We start from the raw sequence: 16,646 nt of genomic DNA, 5'->3' as shown, positions 1-16,646 counted from the left end.
ACTTTTACTCACTGAAATTTACAAAAAGAATAATATGTTTTTATCTCCATACTACTCAAAACAACTGCAGCAGGATGCCAGCAAAGTGGTGATCAGTGCGCAGCAAGCCAGTGACTTCGCAAAAAATGTTGCTGGAGACTACAACCCAATTCATGACGTTGGTGCAAAGCGTTTCTGCGTGCCTGGTGATTTACTGTTTGCGTTAGTGCTGACGGAACACGGGCTGAGCCAAAACATGCAATTTAATTTTGAGGGTATGGTGGGCGATAATGTCGAGCTGCTTTTAGACCCTAGTGTCGGCGACAGCTTTAATATTCAAGACACGAACGGCAAGTCATATTTGAATGTCAGCCGTTCTGGCGAGCTATGTGAGTGTGACACTCAAAAAGCCGCATTTATTAAGAGCTATGTGGCATTTTCTGGGCTTAACTTTATCCACGTGTTAGTTCCCTTGATGCGTGAGCATCAAGTGATGATCAATCCTGCCCGTCCGCTTGTTATATACGAGAGTATGGCATTTGAGCTAACCGACTTTAGCTTTGAAGAGATGAGCTTAGAGTTGGTGGAGCAAACCCTAAAAGTCGATGGCAAGCGCGGTGACGTTACCCTGAATTTCGAGCTTACGAGCCAAGGAAGAGTGATAGGTACTGGTGTTAAAACCCTGGTGCTAAGCGGTCTGCGCGAGCTTGAAGAAGACAAAGTTGAGCAAATGTGCCAAGCCTATGAAGGGCGTAAAGCGGCTTAAGTGCTGTTGATGTTTAGCTAATATTTACTGAAATCAGACATTAAAAAGCCATGTGCAGAACACATGGCTTTTTGTCATTTTGAACTTTTTGTTGGAATTAGACTTTAACGTTGATGTTATGGCCTGAATTGCCTGTTGGCGGAGGTACCGCAGCTTCAATCAACTGCATGGCAATGTCGCCTTCGACCTTTTGTTGTTCTTTTGCCATTACCGCAACTTTAAGGCTGTTGCCTGAGTCAATATTGGTCGGCATTGACGACGGTGCATTTACTGAAATAGTCATACTTACCTCAAGTTTCAGCTTAGAAATCATGCCTTCAACGAATGCAAAGTTAAAGGGCAAGGGAGAGTCGTTACTTAATGGCTGTTAGTCATCGATTCGCTATCAAATGTTTGGCGAGCCATTTTACTCTCTTTGTTTATCGGCCCTTTTAAGTTTAGCTAAAGGAAAAATTTTCGCCAAATAGCTAATTTTTGCATTTCTGTGCAAAACCACATTTAGATTGTGTACAATTAAATGATCTACATCTCACTTTGTGTTGCAAAAGCGTGTTTGGTCAGCTGAGTGAGCTGAGCATCACGCCATTAAGTAAGAGCTTTAATATGAAACAACCCGAGTTAATGTTAGAGAATCAGGTTTGCTTCTCGCTTTATAGTTTAACTAACGCGATGGTGCGTGCTTACAGACCTTTACTTGAGTCGATTTCTCTGACGTACCCACAATATCTAGTGATGATGGTGTTGTGGCAAACCTCTGGCATTAGTGTGAAAACCTTAGGTGAACAGCTGCATCTCGATTCAGGTACATTAACTCCCTTGTTAAAACGCCTAGAGGCAAAGGGGTTAGTGTTGCGCGGGCGCAGTGAACAAGATGAGCGTGTTCGTGTGTTACACCTCACTGAAGAAGGACAAGCGCTCAAGCAACAAGCCAGTGAAATCCCTGGTTTAATGCGTTGTAAAGTCGGTGGCGAGATGGAAGAGTTGCAACAACTCAAAGCGCTGTGTGACAAGACTCTGGCTCTGATGAAAGACTAATATAGGCTCAGTGCTTTGGACAGACGCCAATAGATTGGGCAGTACATCACTGCTCTTTTTTGTTGTTGGCTGCCATTTCTCAACTCTCACATGAGCGCTTTTTCACTTAGACACTTTTCTCACATAGTCATTTAGTCACTTTGGGCGCTCCCCAATTGTTCATTAAGTTGTCATATATCTGTCATACTATTTAGCGTGAAACATCAGCGTTTGAGCCTGTAAGTATGTTCACATACTTGTGCTGATCGGTATAAATACAATAGATATAAAAAAGGTTAGCCACATGATTTATTGGCAGATTTTTACCCGCTTTTTAGCCTTAGGTTTAGTCAGTTTTGGTGGGCCTGCAGCCCATATTGGCTATTTTCGCAAAGCATTTGTTGAAGAGCTGCAATGGCTTGATGATAAACGATATGCCAGTCTCGTTGCGTTAAGTCAGTTTATGCCTGGCCCAGGATCGAGTCAGGTTGGTTTTGCCATTGGTTATCATAGAGGTGGCTTGCTTGGTGGTTTTGCTGCATTTGTTGGCTTCACCTTACCTTCGTTTTTACTGCTGTTCTTGCTGGCTGTTACCAGTGCTAAATGGCTAGATATGCCTGCGGTGCAGGGCATGATCCATGGGCTCAAATTACTTGCAGTAGTCATCGTTGCCGATGCCACTTTGGGCATGTTTAAGCAATTTTGCCAGCGCAGTGCTGCGCAGCTCATTGCTGCCTTTACTGCTATTACTTTGATTATCTTCCCTGCAATGGCTACGCAAATTCTGGTGTTACTTGTTGCCGCATTTGTTGGGGTGATGACGCTTAATCGTGAGCCCAAAACGGCAGACATTGATCAGCTCGCCCAGTTTCAAGCACAGCCTATCAAGCTCAACTATGTCTGGTTAGCTGTGTTTGTTTTAGGCTTGATTGCATCAGTTTTGTTAATTGATAAACACCACAGTCTGGGGCAAGTGTTTGCCCAGTTTTATCAAGTTGGTAGCTTAGTGTTTGGTGGCGGTCATGTAGTCCTACCATTACTTGAGTCGAATGTGGGTGAGTTAGTCTCGCCAGAGCGCTTTTTAACTGGCTACGCCTTGGCGCAGGCGATCCCAGGCCCTATGTTCGCTTTAGCGGCCTTTTTAGGTGCAGATATCTGGTTAGAGTCGCCGATCCTTGGTGCTATTGTCGCAACACTAGCCATCTTTTTGCCGGGTTTTTTACTGATGCTGGTAGGACTTAAAAGCTGGCATGCCATCAGTCAAAGACCAGTGATTTCAGCGGCTATTGGCGGAGTTAATGCTGCTGTGGTTGGCTTACTGTTTGCCGCACTTTACTCTCCGGTATTTACATCTGCCGTCTTGAGCCCCGTGGATATGGGGCTGGTAGTACTTGGCTTTGCGCTGCTGAAAATCATCAAGCCGCACATTGTCGTGTTGGTAGCTGGATTTGCCGCAATCGGCGCTGTGATCACGCTGATTTAGCCCTGTGCTCGCTTAACAGATATCAGTTTGGGTCAGAGTAAACTGTTAAATTCTAATCCCTTAAATAGATTAAAAAACGATTTTTAGACCAGTAATTAGAACTCCGTATAGCTAGTCAACTCTGCTTATTAACATTTGGGTCAGAGTAAAATGTTAAATTCTAATCTTTTATTTGGATTAAAATTGGGTTTTTAAATCTGTTTAAAGGTTTTTTTTAGGTTTTCGGACTGGAAAGTAGCCACTTTTAACATTTGGGTCAGAGTTGTGACTCTGACCCAAAAGTTACAAAGCGAGTATTAAGCTTGGGGATTATAACGCTTCTAACCTCTCAGCTTTGACCGCGCAGACCTTGTATTCAGGGATCTTAGCGACAGGGTCGACAGCATTAATCGTTAGTTTGTTTGCAGCGGCTTCAACAAAGTGGAATGGCAAAAACAGCACGCCCGCTTGAGCACGTTTGGTAACAAACGCGCGTATGGTGATTTCACCGCGGCGGGTAGATAGCTTAATGACTTCGCCATTACCAATCCCCAGTTTTTCAGCATCATAAACCGAAATCATCACCTGAGGCTGACCTAGCTTATCTAAACCTTGGGTTTTACGACTTAGCGTACCTGTGTGGAACTGCTCAAGTAGTCGCCCAGTCGACAACACTAACGGATATTCCTCACAGGTTTCTTCAGCTGCGGCGCGATACTCAACAGCCGTGAATAAGCCTTTACCACGAACCGGACCATTAGCATGCATCACAGGTGTGCCTGGATGTTGCTCATCTGCACACGGCCATTGAATGCCTATAGCAGGCTTGCCGTCTGTGTCATTGTTTAAACGCGCCCAGGTGATGCCTTGATATTGTGGCGTAACCAGATTGATTTCAGCGGTAATCGCTTGTTCATTATCATATTGCCAGTTTGCGCCCATGTTGTTGGCAATTGCCTGTACGATACGCCAGTCCTGTTTGGCTTGACCGGGTGGTGTTAGCACTGGTTCTAAACGTTGCACTCGGCGCTCAGTATTGGTGAAGTGGCCATGCTTTTCTGCGAATGCAGCTGCAGGTAATACGATGTCAGCATACTGAGCCGTTTCGGTTAAGAAGATATCTTGCACTACCAAAAACGGTAGCCTTTCAAGCGCGTCAATCACGTGAGCTTGATCTGGGTCGCTAAGTACTGGGTTTTCACCCATCACAAACAGCGCATCGACCTTTTGCTCGCAAATCGCGCTCATTACTTCTGTAGCCGTTAAGCCCACATTCGGTGATAGTTGGGTATTCCAGACTTGTTCAAATTTAGCTTGTACAACTGGGTTATCCACTTTTTGATAGCCAGTATAGTACTGAGGTAGCGCGCCCATATCACAAGCGCCTTGTACGTTACTCTGACCACGCAGTGGGTTAATCCCAGCGCCTGATTTACCTAGGTTCCCCATCAGCATTTGCAAGTTAGAAATCGCGGTAACGTTATCGTGCCCTGAGGTATGCTGGGTGACGCCCATGGCGTAGTAGATAGCCGTTTTATCCGCAGTGCCAATAAGCTTAGCCATGTGTTTGATATCATCAGCTGACACGCCGCAGATTTTCGCGGCTTGCTTTGGAAGATATTTTTGCTGCAATACACATTGCTTAACTGCATCAAATTGTTCGGTATGGGTATCGATATAGGCTTTGTCATGCCAGTCGTTGCGAATAATCTCACCCATGATGGCGTTGATTAGCGCAACATCGCTGCCAGGTTTTTGCGCGACATATAGCTCAGCATCATCGGCGATTGATACGCGTTTAGGATCAGCAACCATTAACCGAGCTCCGTGCACTCGAATGGCTTGTTTGATTTTAGACGCGATGATCGGGTGGGCATTACAGGTGTCTGAGCCCAAAATAAAGATTAAGTCTGAGTCCTTAATTCCCGGAATATCACCTGTCATGGCGCCGCTGCCTAAGCTTTGTTGCAGCGCAGAAACAGTACTTGAGTGACAAAGGCGCGCACAGTGATCAACATTGTTAGTGCCTAATACGCTGCGGACAAATTTTTGCAGTAAGAAGTTATCTTCGTTAGTCGCTTTTGCTGATGCCAGTGTAGCAATAGCATCACCGCCTTTAGCGGCTTTAATCGCACTAAAACGGCTGGCGATAGCAGATATTGCGTCATCCCATGAGCATGGCTCAAGCTGACCGTTTTTGCGCATTAATGGTGTGGTAAGACGCTGCTCACTTTGAATAAAGTCGAAACCGAAACGACCTTTGACACATAACATGCCTTCGTTGACATCTGAGTCTTTACTGCCTTCAACATGGCATATTTTACCCGTTGATGGCGACACGCTGACATTGATGCGACAGCCCACACCGCAGTAGGTGCAAATAGTTGAGGTTGTCTCTAATTTTTCTGTTGCGCCCTGACGTTTGTCGCGTGCATCAACGAGTGCACCGGTTGGGCAAACCTGCACACAGTTACCACACTGCACACAGGCACTTTCTGCCATAGTGACATTAAAGCCCACGCGCGGTGCGCGGCGCTGCTCTGTGCCAACCAATTCATTTGGCAATGCTTGATAGCTGTCTTGTTCAAACTGAATCACGTTGTGACCGCTTTGCTGACCACAGATATCGACGCATTTGCCACAGCTGATACAGCGATTGGCATCAAATTGGATGAACGGCGTGGTTTTATCCACACTAAAACGCTGCATCTGGCTTGCATTTAATTGCTTACTATCAACATGGTATTCGGTTGCGTAGTCGCGAAGTTTACAGTCGGTATTGGCTTGGCAGGCACATTCCAGGCAGCGCGCCGCTTCTTTCATGGCATCATCTGGCTCAAAGCCTTGCTCAACCTCATTAAAGTTAAGTTCACGTTCAATAGCGCTTAACTCACTCATTTTGTAGCGAGCTTGAGGTTTGATGCTTGGATAAAGCTCAGCAGATAGCTCTGAGGTGTTATTTGCCTTGGTAGAGTTGAATGCTTGCTTGGTTAACTCACAGCTCAGCCCTTGTTTTAGTTGCTTATCAATGGCAATTGCGGCTTTGCGACCATCACCAATTGCAGCAACAGCGGTTGCTGGGCCGCGACGCGAGTCGCCAATCACAAATAACTTATCAACGCCTGCTGACATAGTATGTTCACAGCCAATAAAGGTGTTCCAGCGTGATAGTGCCAGCTCGCCCGAGGTTAAGTGGCTACCTGGATGCTCTAAAAAGCTCATATCAGGCGTTTGTGAAACCGCAGCAATGACGGTATCAAACTGCTCTATAAAGGTATCGCCCGTGGCTTTTGGTGAGCGGCGACCTGATGAGTCTGGCTCGCCTAAAGCCATTTTTGCTAGTTCTATAGCGCAAACCTGGCCGTTGTCGTCACTGATATTTTTGACTGGGTTAGTTAAGAAGTGGAACTTAACACCCTCAACTTCCGCCTCATGGATTTCGTAAGGTTCAGCAGGCATGGCATCTTTAGTGCGGCGATAAATAATCGTGACATCATGGCCCTCGCGCACGGCTGTTCGGGCGCAGTCGATAGCTGTGTTACCACCGCCTATGACCGCAACTTTCTTGCCTATTTTATAGGTTTTTACGGTGCAGTAATCACGCAGGTAATCAACCCCTAAATAACAGCCGCCAAGTTCGCTGCCTGGGTACTCCATGGCTACCGCTTTTTGCGCGCCAATCGCTAAACAAACCGCATCATAGTCGTCGGTAAGTTGTTTTAAATGTACATCTTGCCCGAGGCGAGTATTAGTTCTTATGTCTAAGCCATTGGTACACAAAAGTGCTATTTCTTTATCAAGTATGTCTTTTGGCAGCCGATATTCAGGTATGCCGTATCTGAGCCAGCCACCTGCTTCAGGCATGGACTCAATAATGGTGACTTGATGGCCTTGGTTAGATAAAAAGTAACCTGCGCTTAATCCCGCAGGGCCACTGCCAATAATGGCGACCTTTTTGCCCGTGTCAGCTTTGCGCTCAACCTGGTAACTGTGCTCATCAGCAAGGTCGAGATCCGCTGCATGGCGTTTTAGTTGGCGGATAGCAACGGGTTCGTCTACCAAGCCTCGGCGGCACTCTGCCTCACAAAAGGCTGGGCATACGCGGCCAATAGATAAGGGCAATGGCAGAGTTTGCTTAATCACTTTTACCGCTTCAGTGTGATTGCCTTGGGCGATATGAAATAAGTAACTTTGAATATCGACACCAGCAGGGCAGGCTGTTTGGCACGGTGCTTCACAGTCAGCAAAATGATCCGACAGGATGTCGGTTAATGCATTGCGGCGAATTTCACTGAGTTGGCTACTCTGGGTGGTGACCTGCATATTGTCACTCACTTTTGTTTGACATGCTTTAGCAGTGCGGCAACTGGCATCGTGGTTATTGATTTCTACTATGCACAAGTTGCAGTCTTGCTTGTGTTGCAGCTTGGTCGATTGGCTATTTATTGGGTCGCATAAACTTGGAATAGTTATGCCAGCTTTAGTAGCCGCCTGGAGCAGGTTTTGCTCCGGCTCGACAGTGACGAGCTTGCCGTCTATGTTGAGTGAAATCATGGTGCAGGCCTTGGAGGTTGGTAGGGCCTGTTAATCTTTCAAGATTATTTTTGCAGCTGCTTGTTGGAAATTTATACAAGACAACGACTTTGATGTGTGGTTGTTCCACATGATAAGTCGTTAACGCAGTAGAAATGACAACAAGCGCTGCCTGAAAGGTTCGTTTAAAAGCACTTTACTCTTTGTTGTGAGCGAGTTTGTTTAGGCGACTAGACGTCATCGCTCACGTCGCGATTAAAGTGCTTTTAATTCGAACAAATTCTAATCAGCAAAGATCAACAGGCCCTCGTTTCTTTTATTAGCACTACAAAATATAACGAATCAGTTGTGAACCAAATTTTGCGCACAGTTTATGAGTGTTTTTTGCAAGCTTATTCACAACGATCAAGCGTTTTGTGCACTTAGCACATGCTAAGGTGGTTTGACCTGGGATCTGACTCACGCAGCATTGATGATTAATCGATCTGGCTCACAGAATCGGAATCAAGTTTAATCAGCTAGCAAATAAGAGGTGAGTAATTTTGCAGCAGACTATACGATGACACCTTCTGCCTACACATTTGTGTAGACGGTTGCAAGTTGGGGTTTTTGATCTAGGTCATCCATTTAGCATAAAAAGTTTGCTCAAGCGCCTGATTAACTTTTATTTAAAACCTATACTTTAGTTGTAACAATTGTCCTGGAGTGTAAACGATGTCCAAACTTTCCCTTAAGAGTAAATTGTTAGCGCTAGCGTTGATCCCGCTAACTTTTATTCTAGGTGTGCTGCTTGTCATTTTTTATGTCAATGAAAAGCAATCCCTACATGATGATATTCAGCATTTCAAAAACGAATTATTAGAAGAACGTAATACCCAAATGAAAGAAGCGCTTGATATTGCCCAAGGGGTAATCAAGTACGAGCAGTCTTTACCCGGTGGCGGTGACTTTAAAGCTGCCCTGCGCAACCTTACCTTTGGTACAGCGGGTTACTTCTATATCTATGACGATAAGGGCAACAGTATTTTCCATGCCATGCTGCCAGAGCTAGAAGGGCAAAACAAAATGGACATGGCGGATCCGCAAGGTACGCGTATTGTTGCCGGCCTGTTGGACGCGGCTAGATCAGGAAAAGGTAGTTTTACTTACTATTACAAAAAGCCAGGCACTGGCGAGCTAATGCAAAAAATTGGCTACGCGGTAATGTTGTCTGGTACCAACTGGATGCTTGGTACAGGTGCCTACATTGACGATATTGAAGAAAATATTGCTGAGTTTGAAGCTGTTCAGCAAGAGCGGATGAACGAAAAACTTTTCTTTGTGATATTGCTCGCGTCAGTCTTAGGTTTAGCCACTGGTTTTGGTGTGGTGATCGTGTCTAAGAAAATGGTCGATCCAATCGAGAATATGGCGCAGTCGCTTAATGATATTGCTAAAGGTGAGGGTGACTTAACCAAGCGCCTGGATGTGCACGGTGAAGATGAGATTGCTCAGCTTGGGCGCGCATTTAACCTGTTTGTTGATAAGCTGCATGCCATCATTACTGATGTCTCTAACTCAACCAACAAGGTTAAGGCTGCGGCGGCGTCAATTAATGGGCAAACAACCGATATGTCAGATCAGCTGTATAACCATAATAACGAGATCGATCAAATTGTTACTGCAATCACTGAAATGTCAGCAACGGCTAATGAAGTGGCACAAAACACCAGTATGGTGGCAGATGCGACACAAGTAGCAAGTGGAAATGTAACTGAGGCACAATCTTGTGTTGATGCGTCATTGACAGAAGTTTCTACCCTAATGCAGCAAATTGATGAAGCGTCGAGCAATATCAAATTGCTAAGCGAGCAGTCGAAGAAGATTAACTCAGTACTTACGGTGATTGGTGGCATTGCTGAGCAAACAAACCTGCTGGCACTTAACGCGGCAATTGAGGCTGCAAGGGCAGGTGAGCAAGGTCGCGGCTTTGCGGTGGTTGCTGATGAAGTGCGTAGTCTTGCAAGTCGTACCCAAGCGAGTACGGTTGAGATTAACGAAATGCTTGCCGATCTGCATAAACTGGTGAGCAGCGCCGTGGATCAAATGGAGCAAAGTCAGCAAAGCTGTGTTAGCTCGGTTGAGTCATCGCGAGCGATTTCTGAAAGTCTTGGTGCGGTGACATCGTCAGTGACCAGCATTAATGACATGAGTACCCAAATCGCGACTGCAGCGACTGAGCAAAGCTCGGTAACTGAAGAGATCAACCGCAACATTAACTCGGTACAAGAAATTGTAAATCACTTATTGGCATCGAGTCAGGATGCTTCAAACGTAAGCCAAGAGGTGGCTAACGACGGTGACGAGTTAAGCGCTCTAGTCAGTCAGTTTAAGATTTAAGCTTTAGCTTGGTGAGAATAAAAAATGAACCGCTTTTAGCGGTTCATTTTTTTTACAAACACTACCACGAATAAGGCTATGGTAAAGCTGCCGGTAAATGCCTCAATAGCGGCAATTGCTCGTGAAAAACCAATGGGGGTAAAGTCGCCATAGCCAAGTGTTGTAAAGGTAACGACTGAGTAATAAATGCAGTTTAGAAATAACGCAATGCTTTCGGAAAATGACAGTGATGTGGTGAATACATGAGCTTGCCCATCAAAGTTTAAGCCAGTAAAGAAGTAACAAATAGCGCAGATGAAGATCAGCGCCACAGAAAAACCAATAACCCTCAGCGGTGCCTCGCCATAGCCACAAAACAAATCAATTGATTTTGAAATTATTCTATCGAGTGACAGTTTAGGCATTCGACGGCGACGCATAATCAACTCTTTGCGCATGAAAAAACCTGCCATGGCGAACAAGCCTTGCCGATCAGCGGCTTTATGTAAATCACGATAAATCTCTTCGGATTGCTCGTAATAATCGAGCGCTATCTCCATTTCGCCTACTTTTTCGGCTTGTTTTGCCATTTTTTCTTGCTTGAGCATTTTGCCCGTGCAGATATTATCTATCTTGGTCCCGCGCCATTTTACTCCTAACAGGTTAGTACCAATCAGGTTGGCGCAATGTACATTGGCGTCACGCAGATCGGCCTTCATTAAGCTGGCTTTTTCAAGATTAAGGTTGAACATGTGAGCGCCGCGTAAATTGGCTCGGTACAATTCTGCATGGCTCATATCAAAGCCAGTTTTGGAATGATGTTTAACTAAGTCAATACCCGCGAGATCAGCTCGTTTAAGGCTAATACCACGCAGCATACCACCGGCTTTGGCATAAGCTTCAAGGCGGGCTTTATCTTCAGGTTTGTTTTTTACGATACGGGGGTCGTGCCAATAACAAAGCCCTGAGGGCTCGGCAACTTCGGTGCATGAGAACCCTTCATCTTCGTGATAGCAGCAGGTTGGTTTTTGTTCGCTCATGTGTATCAGTATAGTCAAGCCAAATGAAGCTGTTATGGGCTTGAAAAATAATCTGCAAATGTTTGCTATTTATCCGCTAAAGCCCCTAGGTTTAGGGCGTCTCATGGGGTAAAATGCGCGGTTAATTGTATTGTTTATCGCTAAATTAAGTTGAAAATTCATGTTTGAAGTTAATCCTGTCAAAGCCAAAATTAAGGAACTTGCTGAGCGCACCGAACTACTTCGGGGGTATCTTTGACTACGCTGCTAAAAGTGAGCGTTTAGAAGAGGTCACCCGCGAGTTAGAAAGCGCTGAAGTTTGGAACGATCCTGATAATGCCCAGGCATTAGGTAAGGAACGTGCATCACTGGAAGCAGTAGTAAAAACCATTGATGATATGGACAGCGGCCTAGAAGACATTGAAGGATTGCTTGAACTGGCAGTTGAAGAGGAAGATGAAGATACTTTCAACGATGCAACTGCTGAGTTAGACGATTTAGAAAAACGCCTGGAAGAGCTCGAGTTTCGTCGTATGTTCTCAGGCCCGAATGATGCAGCAGATTGCTACCTTGATATTCAATCAGGCTCTGGCGGCACTGAAGCGCAAGACTGGGCTAACATGGTGCTACGTATGTACTTGCGTTGGGGCGAAGCACACGACTACAAACCTGAGCTTATTGAAGTAACCGATGGTGACGTTGCAGGTATTAAAGGCGCGACCGTTAAATTTAGCGGCGAGTATGCGTTTGGCTCATTGCGCACTGAAACGGGCGTACACCGCTTAGTGCGTAAGTCGCCATTTGACTCATCGGGTAAGCGTCACACCTCATTCTGTTCAGTGTTTGTATACCCAGAAATTGATGACTCAATTGAGATTGACATCAATCCAGCGGATTTACGTATCGACACCTACCGCGCATCAGGCGCTGGTGGTCAGCACGTAAACAAAACTGAATCTGCAATTCGTATTACTCACTTACCAACGAACACGGTTGTGCAGTGTCAAAATGACCGCTCGCAACATAAAAACCGTGACTCGGCGATGAAACAATTAAAAGCGAAACTGTATGAGCTAGAAATGCTTAAGCAGAACGCTGATAAGCAAGCCGCGGAAGATGCCAAATCCGATATTGGTTGGGGCAGCCAAATCCGTTCATATGTGCTTGATGACGCCCGCATTAAAGATTTACGCACCGGCGTTGAAAACCGAAATACCCAAAGCGTCTTAGACGGCGACTTGGACAAGTTTATTGAAGCTAGCCTGAAATCTGGCCTGTAACGAGAGAAGAAGATGACTGAACAAACTCAAGACGAAAACAAGTTAATTGCAGAACGTCGCGCGAAATTAGATCACATCCGCGAAAACTGCCCGGCAAATGGTCACCCAAACAACTTCGATCGAAAACATAAGGCAGCTGATATTCAAAAAGAATACGGCCACTACTCGAAAGAAGAGCTTGAAGGCATGAACATTCAGCGTTCGATTGCTGGTCGCGTGATGGCGAAGCGTGGTCCATTTTTGGTTATCCAAGATGTATCTGGTCGCATTCAGGCTTATGCACCTAAAGATGTGCAAAAAGATTTAAAAGCAACTTATCAAGGTCTAGATATCGGTGACATCATTGGTGTAACTGGTCAGCTGCACCTGTCTGGTAAGGGCGATCTATACGTGAACATGGAAGAGTACCAACTGCTAACTAAAGCATTGCGTCCACTACCAGAGAAGTTCCACGGTCTATCAGATCAAGAAACTCGCTACCGTCAGCGCTACGTTGACCTAATTGTTAACGAAGACTCTCGTGAAGCTTTCATCATGCGCTCGAAAGTGGTTACCGCTATTCGTAACTTCATGGTGAAAAAAGAGTTTATGGAAGTTGAAACCCCTATGATGCACAGCATCCCAGGTGGTGCTTCAGCGCGTCCATTTATCACGCACCACAATGCGCTAGACATTGAAATGTACCTGCGTATTGCACCAGAGCTTTACCTAAAGCGTTTGGTTGTAGGTGGCTTTGAGCGTGTGTTTGAGGTTAACCGTAATTTCCGTAACGAAGGTCTATCGCCACGTCACAACCCAGAATTCACCATGATGGAATTCTATATGGCGTACGCTGACTACAAAGATCTGATGGACTTAACCGAAGAAATGCTGAGCTCAATTGCCACTGAATTATGTGGCTCACCACAGCTACCATACGGAGAGCACACCATCGACTTTGGCGGCCCATACGCGCGCTTAAGCATGTTAGATGCGATCAAGAAGTACAACCCAGACAACGAAACTATTCAGTCGATGACTTACGAAGAAGTTAAAGACCTAGAATTCATGCGTAACTTGGCTAAGAGCCTAGGTATGACTATTGAGAAGTTCTGGACTTGTGGTCAGCTGCTTGAAGAAATCTTTGGTGAAACTGCAGAGCCGCAGCTTATGCAGCCTACCTTTATTACAGGTTACCCTGCAGACATTTCACCACTTGCGCGCCGCAACGATGAAAACCACTTCATTACCGACCGTTTTGAGTTCTTCATTGGTGGCCGCGAAGTAGCTAATGGCTTCTCAGAGCTTAACGATGCAGAAGATCAAGATAGCCGCTTTAAAGCACAGGTTGATGCAAAAGATGCAGGTGACGACGAAGCCATGTTCTACGATGCCGACTACATCACAGCACTAGAGCACGGTTTACCACCAACAGCTGGTCAAGGTATTGGTATCGACCGTTTAGTGATGCTGTTTACTAACACACACACTATTCGTGACGTGATTCTATTCCCAGCAATGCGTCCTCAAGGTCAGTAATTGCTACTAGTTAGTTAGGCTATAGCTCGCTAACAGTAAGAAATAAAAAACCAGCCTATTCACAAGAATGGCTGGTTTTTTGTTGTCTCATTTTCACTCATATCTTTGTCTTCAGCACGTTCAGTCGACTAAATAGACCTCGATATCAGCTTGTTGATGTCTATTTACTCCTGCCTTAGCAAATAAATAATTTAAATTGCGGTTTTCCAACGCGTTGGTGTCAGCTGTTTGCTTCACTCAAATTTGATATTTCTTAATACATATACAGTGATTATTAAGTATCGCGCTAAGCTAATTTAGTTGTATCTTGATATAAAACTATGAAAATAAAATAAATTCTTTGTTGTGAAACAGTAACTGCGATAGAATTTTTTGTGATTTTATAGTTTAAAAATATTTACCTATGTGGAGTATTTTACAGCATGGCATTTGATTACGGATCGATTGATCTCGGGTTGAAAAACCCATTTAAAAAGGAAGGCGCAGTGACTTCTCTGCGTGGGTTGCTTACCACCGCTTTGGGTGTGTATTTACTTATTGAAGCCGCAGCTATTGTTAAAGAAAGCGCGGTAATTGGGTGGATTTTAGTTTTATTCGGTTTAGTGCTGTTAGGCGCGGGTTTAAAGGTAACCACTGGCGGCGTGATTGCAATGATGCGCTATTTTGTCGGTCGTAACCACCCAACCTCGTTAGCTCGCAATTATAGTCGCTCAGAGTCAACGACGGCGGAGCATGAAGCTGGCTATGTTGCTTATAGCAAGCAGCGCCTTATCGAAATGCTAGTTGGTCGAAAAAACGTGACTTTTGTGGAGCCTCAGGGGTTTCTTGCTCGTCTCGTGCATACTATTTTCCCGCGCTTAACCTTTATGCCTTATCCGGTGCGCAACATGGCGCAGCGTTTATTCGGTGCTTGGGTGAAAACCATTGTTGCACTGGCAGCATTTGCATTGACCGCTTTTGTGTCTTTAGCTGGTTTTGCCGGTGAGGTAGGCGAGTTTGCTTTCCCGATTTATTCAGTTGTATTAACCCTATACTTGATTAGTGTATGGCGTAGTGCCGGCAGAGCTATTGGTCGCAGCGCGGATCGCAATATTCCTGCAATGGGTACCAAAGAGCTGACTAAAGTGATTGCTGGTGCGATTATTTTCCCTGTAGTGATTGCCACTAGTATCGCTTATGTAATGCAAGCGAACCGCATCAGCATTAGAGATCTTGAGCAAATTATCCAGTTCTTGCCAGACTTTCACGCCTGGGCTTACTTTGCTGCTATTTTGCTTGGTGCAATTGTTAGCTCAGTATTTATTAGTGTGATGATTTTTAAGCGTCTGGCTTTATCTGATCCAAAAGTTGAAGTGTCAGAACTGCGTGATAACTGGCAAGAGTCGATTCACCCTAACGAGATTTTCATTAACCTTGATAATCTGGTGATGGCAAATAGACGTTATAAAGAAGTGCCTAACCGCGTATATCAAGGGCTTGAACCTGAGCTAAATGAGCAAGTTGAAGGAAAGGGCAACTTCCGTGGCGAAATGCTGCAAGAGATCCAGCCAAGATTTAAGCCAATGGACTTAGGCGCTGCTTTTGGTGCAATGCGCATGCTTAGCTTGCTCTTAGGTAACTTACTATTTATTGGCGCGTCAATTCTGACTGTGTGGCTGGCCTTTAGCGTGGTAGATTTATACCGCGTGGTTGAAGGTGTGCCGCTAGAGGTGATTGTTAAGCAATCATCGCCAGAGCAGGTATCGATGTTGAGCGGCATGCTAGGAACGATTATTCATCTGGTGTTAGTGGGTATTTTACTGCGCGCTTTTGCTCACATGTTGGCAAATGCAGCTCACTTGTTCTTTGCTGAAATGCAGTTTGTTAGCCAGCTAATTTACATGAAAGTTGAGGGCACGTTTACTGAGTCACGTATTTCGACAGGTACGGGCATCCATGATTCAACCCGTTCGGAGAATACTTTAGTGCGCTCTAGTATCACGCCTTGGGTGGTAGTCACTGAAGCGGTATCAAGCACCTTTGCAGCAACAGGTATGAGAAACCTAGAGCATCCACGTTACATCATGGAAATGCACAAGGCTGATCAATCACTAGATAGCATACGTCATGATGTGATGAGCTTTATTAAAGACCGCGAGTCAATTGCCGCCATCACCAGCGAGCGCGACCTACGTAATGCATCGCAAATCCATGAGATTAATGAGCAATCGCGTGCAATCCCAATGCAAAGTAATGAGCCGCTAGCCATTGCTAAGCAAGAGGAAGAGGCCGCAGCTTTATTACGTCAAGAGGCCGAAGCTGACGAACAAGCTTCAACACCGGCATAATCGATTACTTAGCTTATAGAGCTTAAGTTTATCAATTAAAAAAGGAGCACAATTTGTGCTCCTTTTTTTGCGCATTGGGCAAGTGCTAGTGGGCTTCTTCAAATACGATTTTGTCTAGCATGCCATCTTCGGTAAACATCAGGTAAGACTCTTGGTTTGGTGCTGTGTGGTATTTAAATACCTTAGTGTCGTCTGGGTTTATCGCAATCTTTGCTGGTTGCCCCACCAGTTGGATAACTTTTTCAGCGTTTACTTTACCTAGCTCAAGTGCCGCGATTTTGGTCTTGTCGATTGTTGTGTGGTGCGAGTCAGTTGATTGGCAAGCGGTGGCTAGCACCATAGATAATAATGCCGTAGAAAGTGCTTTTATTTTCATTGTTATTCCTTGAA

General features: G+C 45.1%; 11 protein-coding genes. 7 read left to right on the top strand and 4 right to left on the bottom strand.

Features of this window, described 5'->3' with window-relative positions; genetic code table 11:
* The first annotated feature begins 34 nt into the window (after nt 1-34).
* A complete protein-coding gene (locus EXU30_RS07435; RefSeq protein WP_130598782.1) occupies nt 35-745 on the top strand; it encodes a DUF3581 domain-containing protein in 711 nt (236 codons plus the stop codon).
* Nucleotides 746-842: 97 nt separating this feature from the next.
* Here the strand turns inward: EXU30_RS07435 and EXU30_RS07430 are convergent, their stop codons facing one another.
* Nucleotides 843-1,088 (bottom strand): cytoplasmic protein, encoded by a 246-nt coding sequence (locus EXU30_RS07430; RefSeq protein ID WP_423213362.1) that lies wholly within the window; start codon nt 1,086-1,088, stop codon nt 843-845.
* A 227-nt stretch (nt 1,089-1,315) separates the two neighbouring features.
* Here EXU30_RS07430 and ohrR point away from each other — a divergent pair, with 227 nt between their 5' ends.
* Both ohrR and chrA read left to right on the top strand, forming a co-directional pair.
* Complete coding sequence (gene ohrR, locus EXU30_RS07425; RefSeq protein ID WP_242620398.1) at nt 1,316-1,780, top strand: transcriptional regulator OhrR; 465 nt, start codon at nt 1,316-1,318, stop codon at nt 1,778-1,780.
* Nucleotides 1,781-2,063: 283 nt separating this feature from the next.
* Nucleotides 2,064-3,242 carry a chromate efflux transporter gene (chrA, locus tag EXU30_RS07420; RefSeq protein WP_130598778.1) on the top strand — a complete coding sequence of 393 codons (1,179 nt, stop codon included), beginning with the start codon at nt 2,064-2,066 and terminating at the stop codon, nt 3,240-3,242.
* Nucleotides 3,243-3,551: 309 nt separating this feature from the next.
* Here the strand turns inward: chrA and fdhF are convergent, their stop codons facing one another.
* Nucleotides 3,552-7,775 carry a formate dehydrogenase subunit alpha gene (gene fdhF / locus EXU30_RS07415; protein ID WP_130598776.1) on the bottom strand — a complete coding sequence of 1,408 codons (4,224 nt, stop codon included), beginning with the start codon at nt 7,773-7,775 and terminating at the stop codon, nt 3,552-3,554.
* Between the two features lie 693 nt (nt 7,776-8,468).
* On the opposite strand from fdhF, the gene EXU30_RS07410 reads away from it, so the two are divergent.
* The gene (locus tag EXU30_RS07410; protein ID WP_130598774.1) at nt 8,469-10,133 is read left to right on the top strand and encodes a methyl-accepting chemotaxis protein; all 1,665 of its coding nucleotides are present in this window, start codon (nt 8,469-8,471) and stop codon (nt 10,131-10,133) included.
* Between the two features lie 35 nt (nt 10,134-10,168).
* On the opposite strand, the gene EXU30_RS07405 is transcribed toward EXU30_RS07410, so the two are convergent.
* The gene (locus EXU30_RS07405; protein ID WP_130598772.1) at nt 10,169-11,152 is read right to left on the bottom strand and encodes a pentapeptide repeat-containing protein; all 984 of its coding nucleotides are present in this window, start codon (nt 11,150-11,152) and stop codon (nt 10,169-10,171) included.
* Between the two features lie 160 nt (nt 11,153-11,312).
* Here EXU30_RS07405 and prfB point away from each other — a divergent pair.
* The 3 genes from prfB to EXU30_RS07390 all read left to right on the top strand — a co-directional run bounded on the left by prfB (nt 11,313) and on the right by EXU30_RS07390 (nt 16,256).
* Nucleotides 11,313-12,411, top strand: a protein-coding gene (gene prfB, locus EXU30_RS07400; protein WP_165398984.1) for a peptide chain release factor 2 whose coding sequence is annotated in 2 segments (ribosomal slippage) — nt 11,313-11,387 and nt 11,389-12,411 — 1,098 coding nt in all. Because the reading frame shifts where the segments join, the coding sequence is not laid out codon by codon here.
* A gap of 12 nt (nt 12,412-12,423) precedes the next feature.
* The gene (lysS, locus tag EXU30_RS07395) at nt 12,424-13,929 is read left to right on the top strand and encodes a lysine--tRNA ligase (RefSeq protein ID WP_130598768.1); all 1,506 of its coding nucleotides are present in this window, start codon (nt 12,424-12,426) and stop codon (nt 13,927-13,929) included.
* A gap of 422 nt (nt 13,930-14,351) precedes the next feature.
* Nucleotides 14,352-16,256 carry a hypothetical protein gene (locus EXU30_RS07390; protein WP_130598766.1) on the top strand — a complete coding sequence of 635 codons (1,905 nt, stop codon included), beginning with the start codon at nt 14,352-14,354 and terminating at the stop codon, nt 16,254-16,256.
* 85 nt (nt 16,257-16,341) lie between these two features.
* Here the strand turns inward: EXU30_RS07390 and EXU30_RS07385 are convergent, their stop codons facing one another.
* Nucleotides 16,342-16,632, bottom strand: coding sequence for a hypothetical protein (locus EXU30_RS07385; RefSeq protein WP_130598764.1), 291 nt, complete (start codon nt 16,630-16,632; stop codon nt 16,342-16,344).
* Between the last annotated feature and the right edge of the window lie 14 nt (nt 16,633-16,646).

The organism is Shewanella maritima (assembly GCF_004295345.1).
In the GTDB taxonomy this organism is placed as follows: Bacteria; Pseudomonadota; Gammaproteobacteria; order Enterobacterales; family Shewanellaceae; genus Shewanella; species Shewanella maritima.
The sequence above is the reverse complement of the archived record's forward strand: the minus strand, read 5'-3'. Positions and strand labels throughout refer to the sequence as shown.

Coding starts and splice junctions, on each gene's coding strand:
- chrA (WP_130598778.1), top strand. CDS start 2,064: ATGATTTATTGGCAGATTTTTACCCGCTTTTTAGCCTTAGGTTTAGTC.
- EXU30_RS07405 (WP_130598772.1), bottom strand. CDS start 11,152: ATGAGCGAACAAAAACCAACCTGCTGCTATCACGAAGATGAAGGGTTC.
- EXU30_RS07410 (WP_130598774.1), top strand. CDS start 8,469: ATGTCCAAACTTTCCCTTAAGAGTAAATTGTTAGCGCTAGCGTTGATC.
- EXU30_RS07385 (WP_130598764.1), bottom strand. CDS start 16,632: ATGAAAATAAAAGCACTTTCTACGGCATTATTATCTATGGTGCTAGCC.
- EXU30_RS07390 (WP_130598766.1), top strand. CDS start 14,352: ATGGCATTTGATTACGGATCGATTGATCTCGGGTTGAAAAACCCATTT.
- fdhF (WP_130598776.1), bottom strand. CDS start 7,775: ATGATTTCACTCAACATAGACGGCAAGCTCGTCACTGTCGAGCCGGAG.
- EXU30_RS07435 (WP_130598782.1), top strand. CDS start 35: ATGTTTTTATCTCCATACTACTCAAAACAACTGCAGCAGGATGCCAGC.
- lysS (WP_130598768.1), top strand. CDS start 12,424: ATGACTGAACAAACTCAAGACGAAAACAAGTTAATTGCAGAACGTCGC.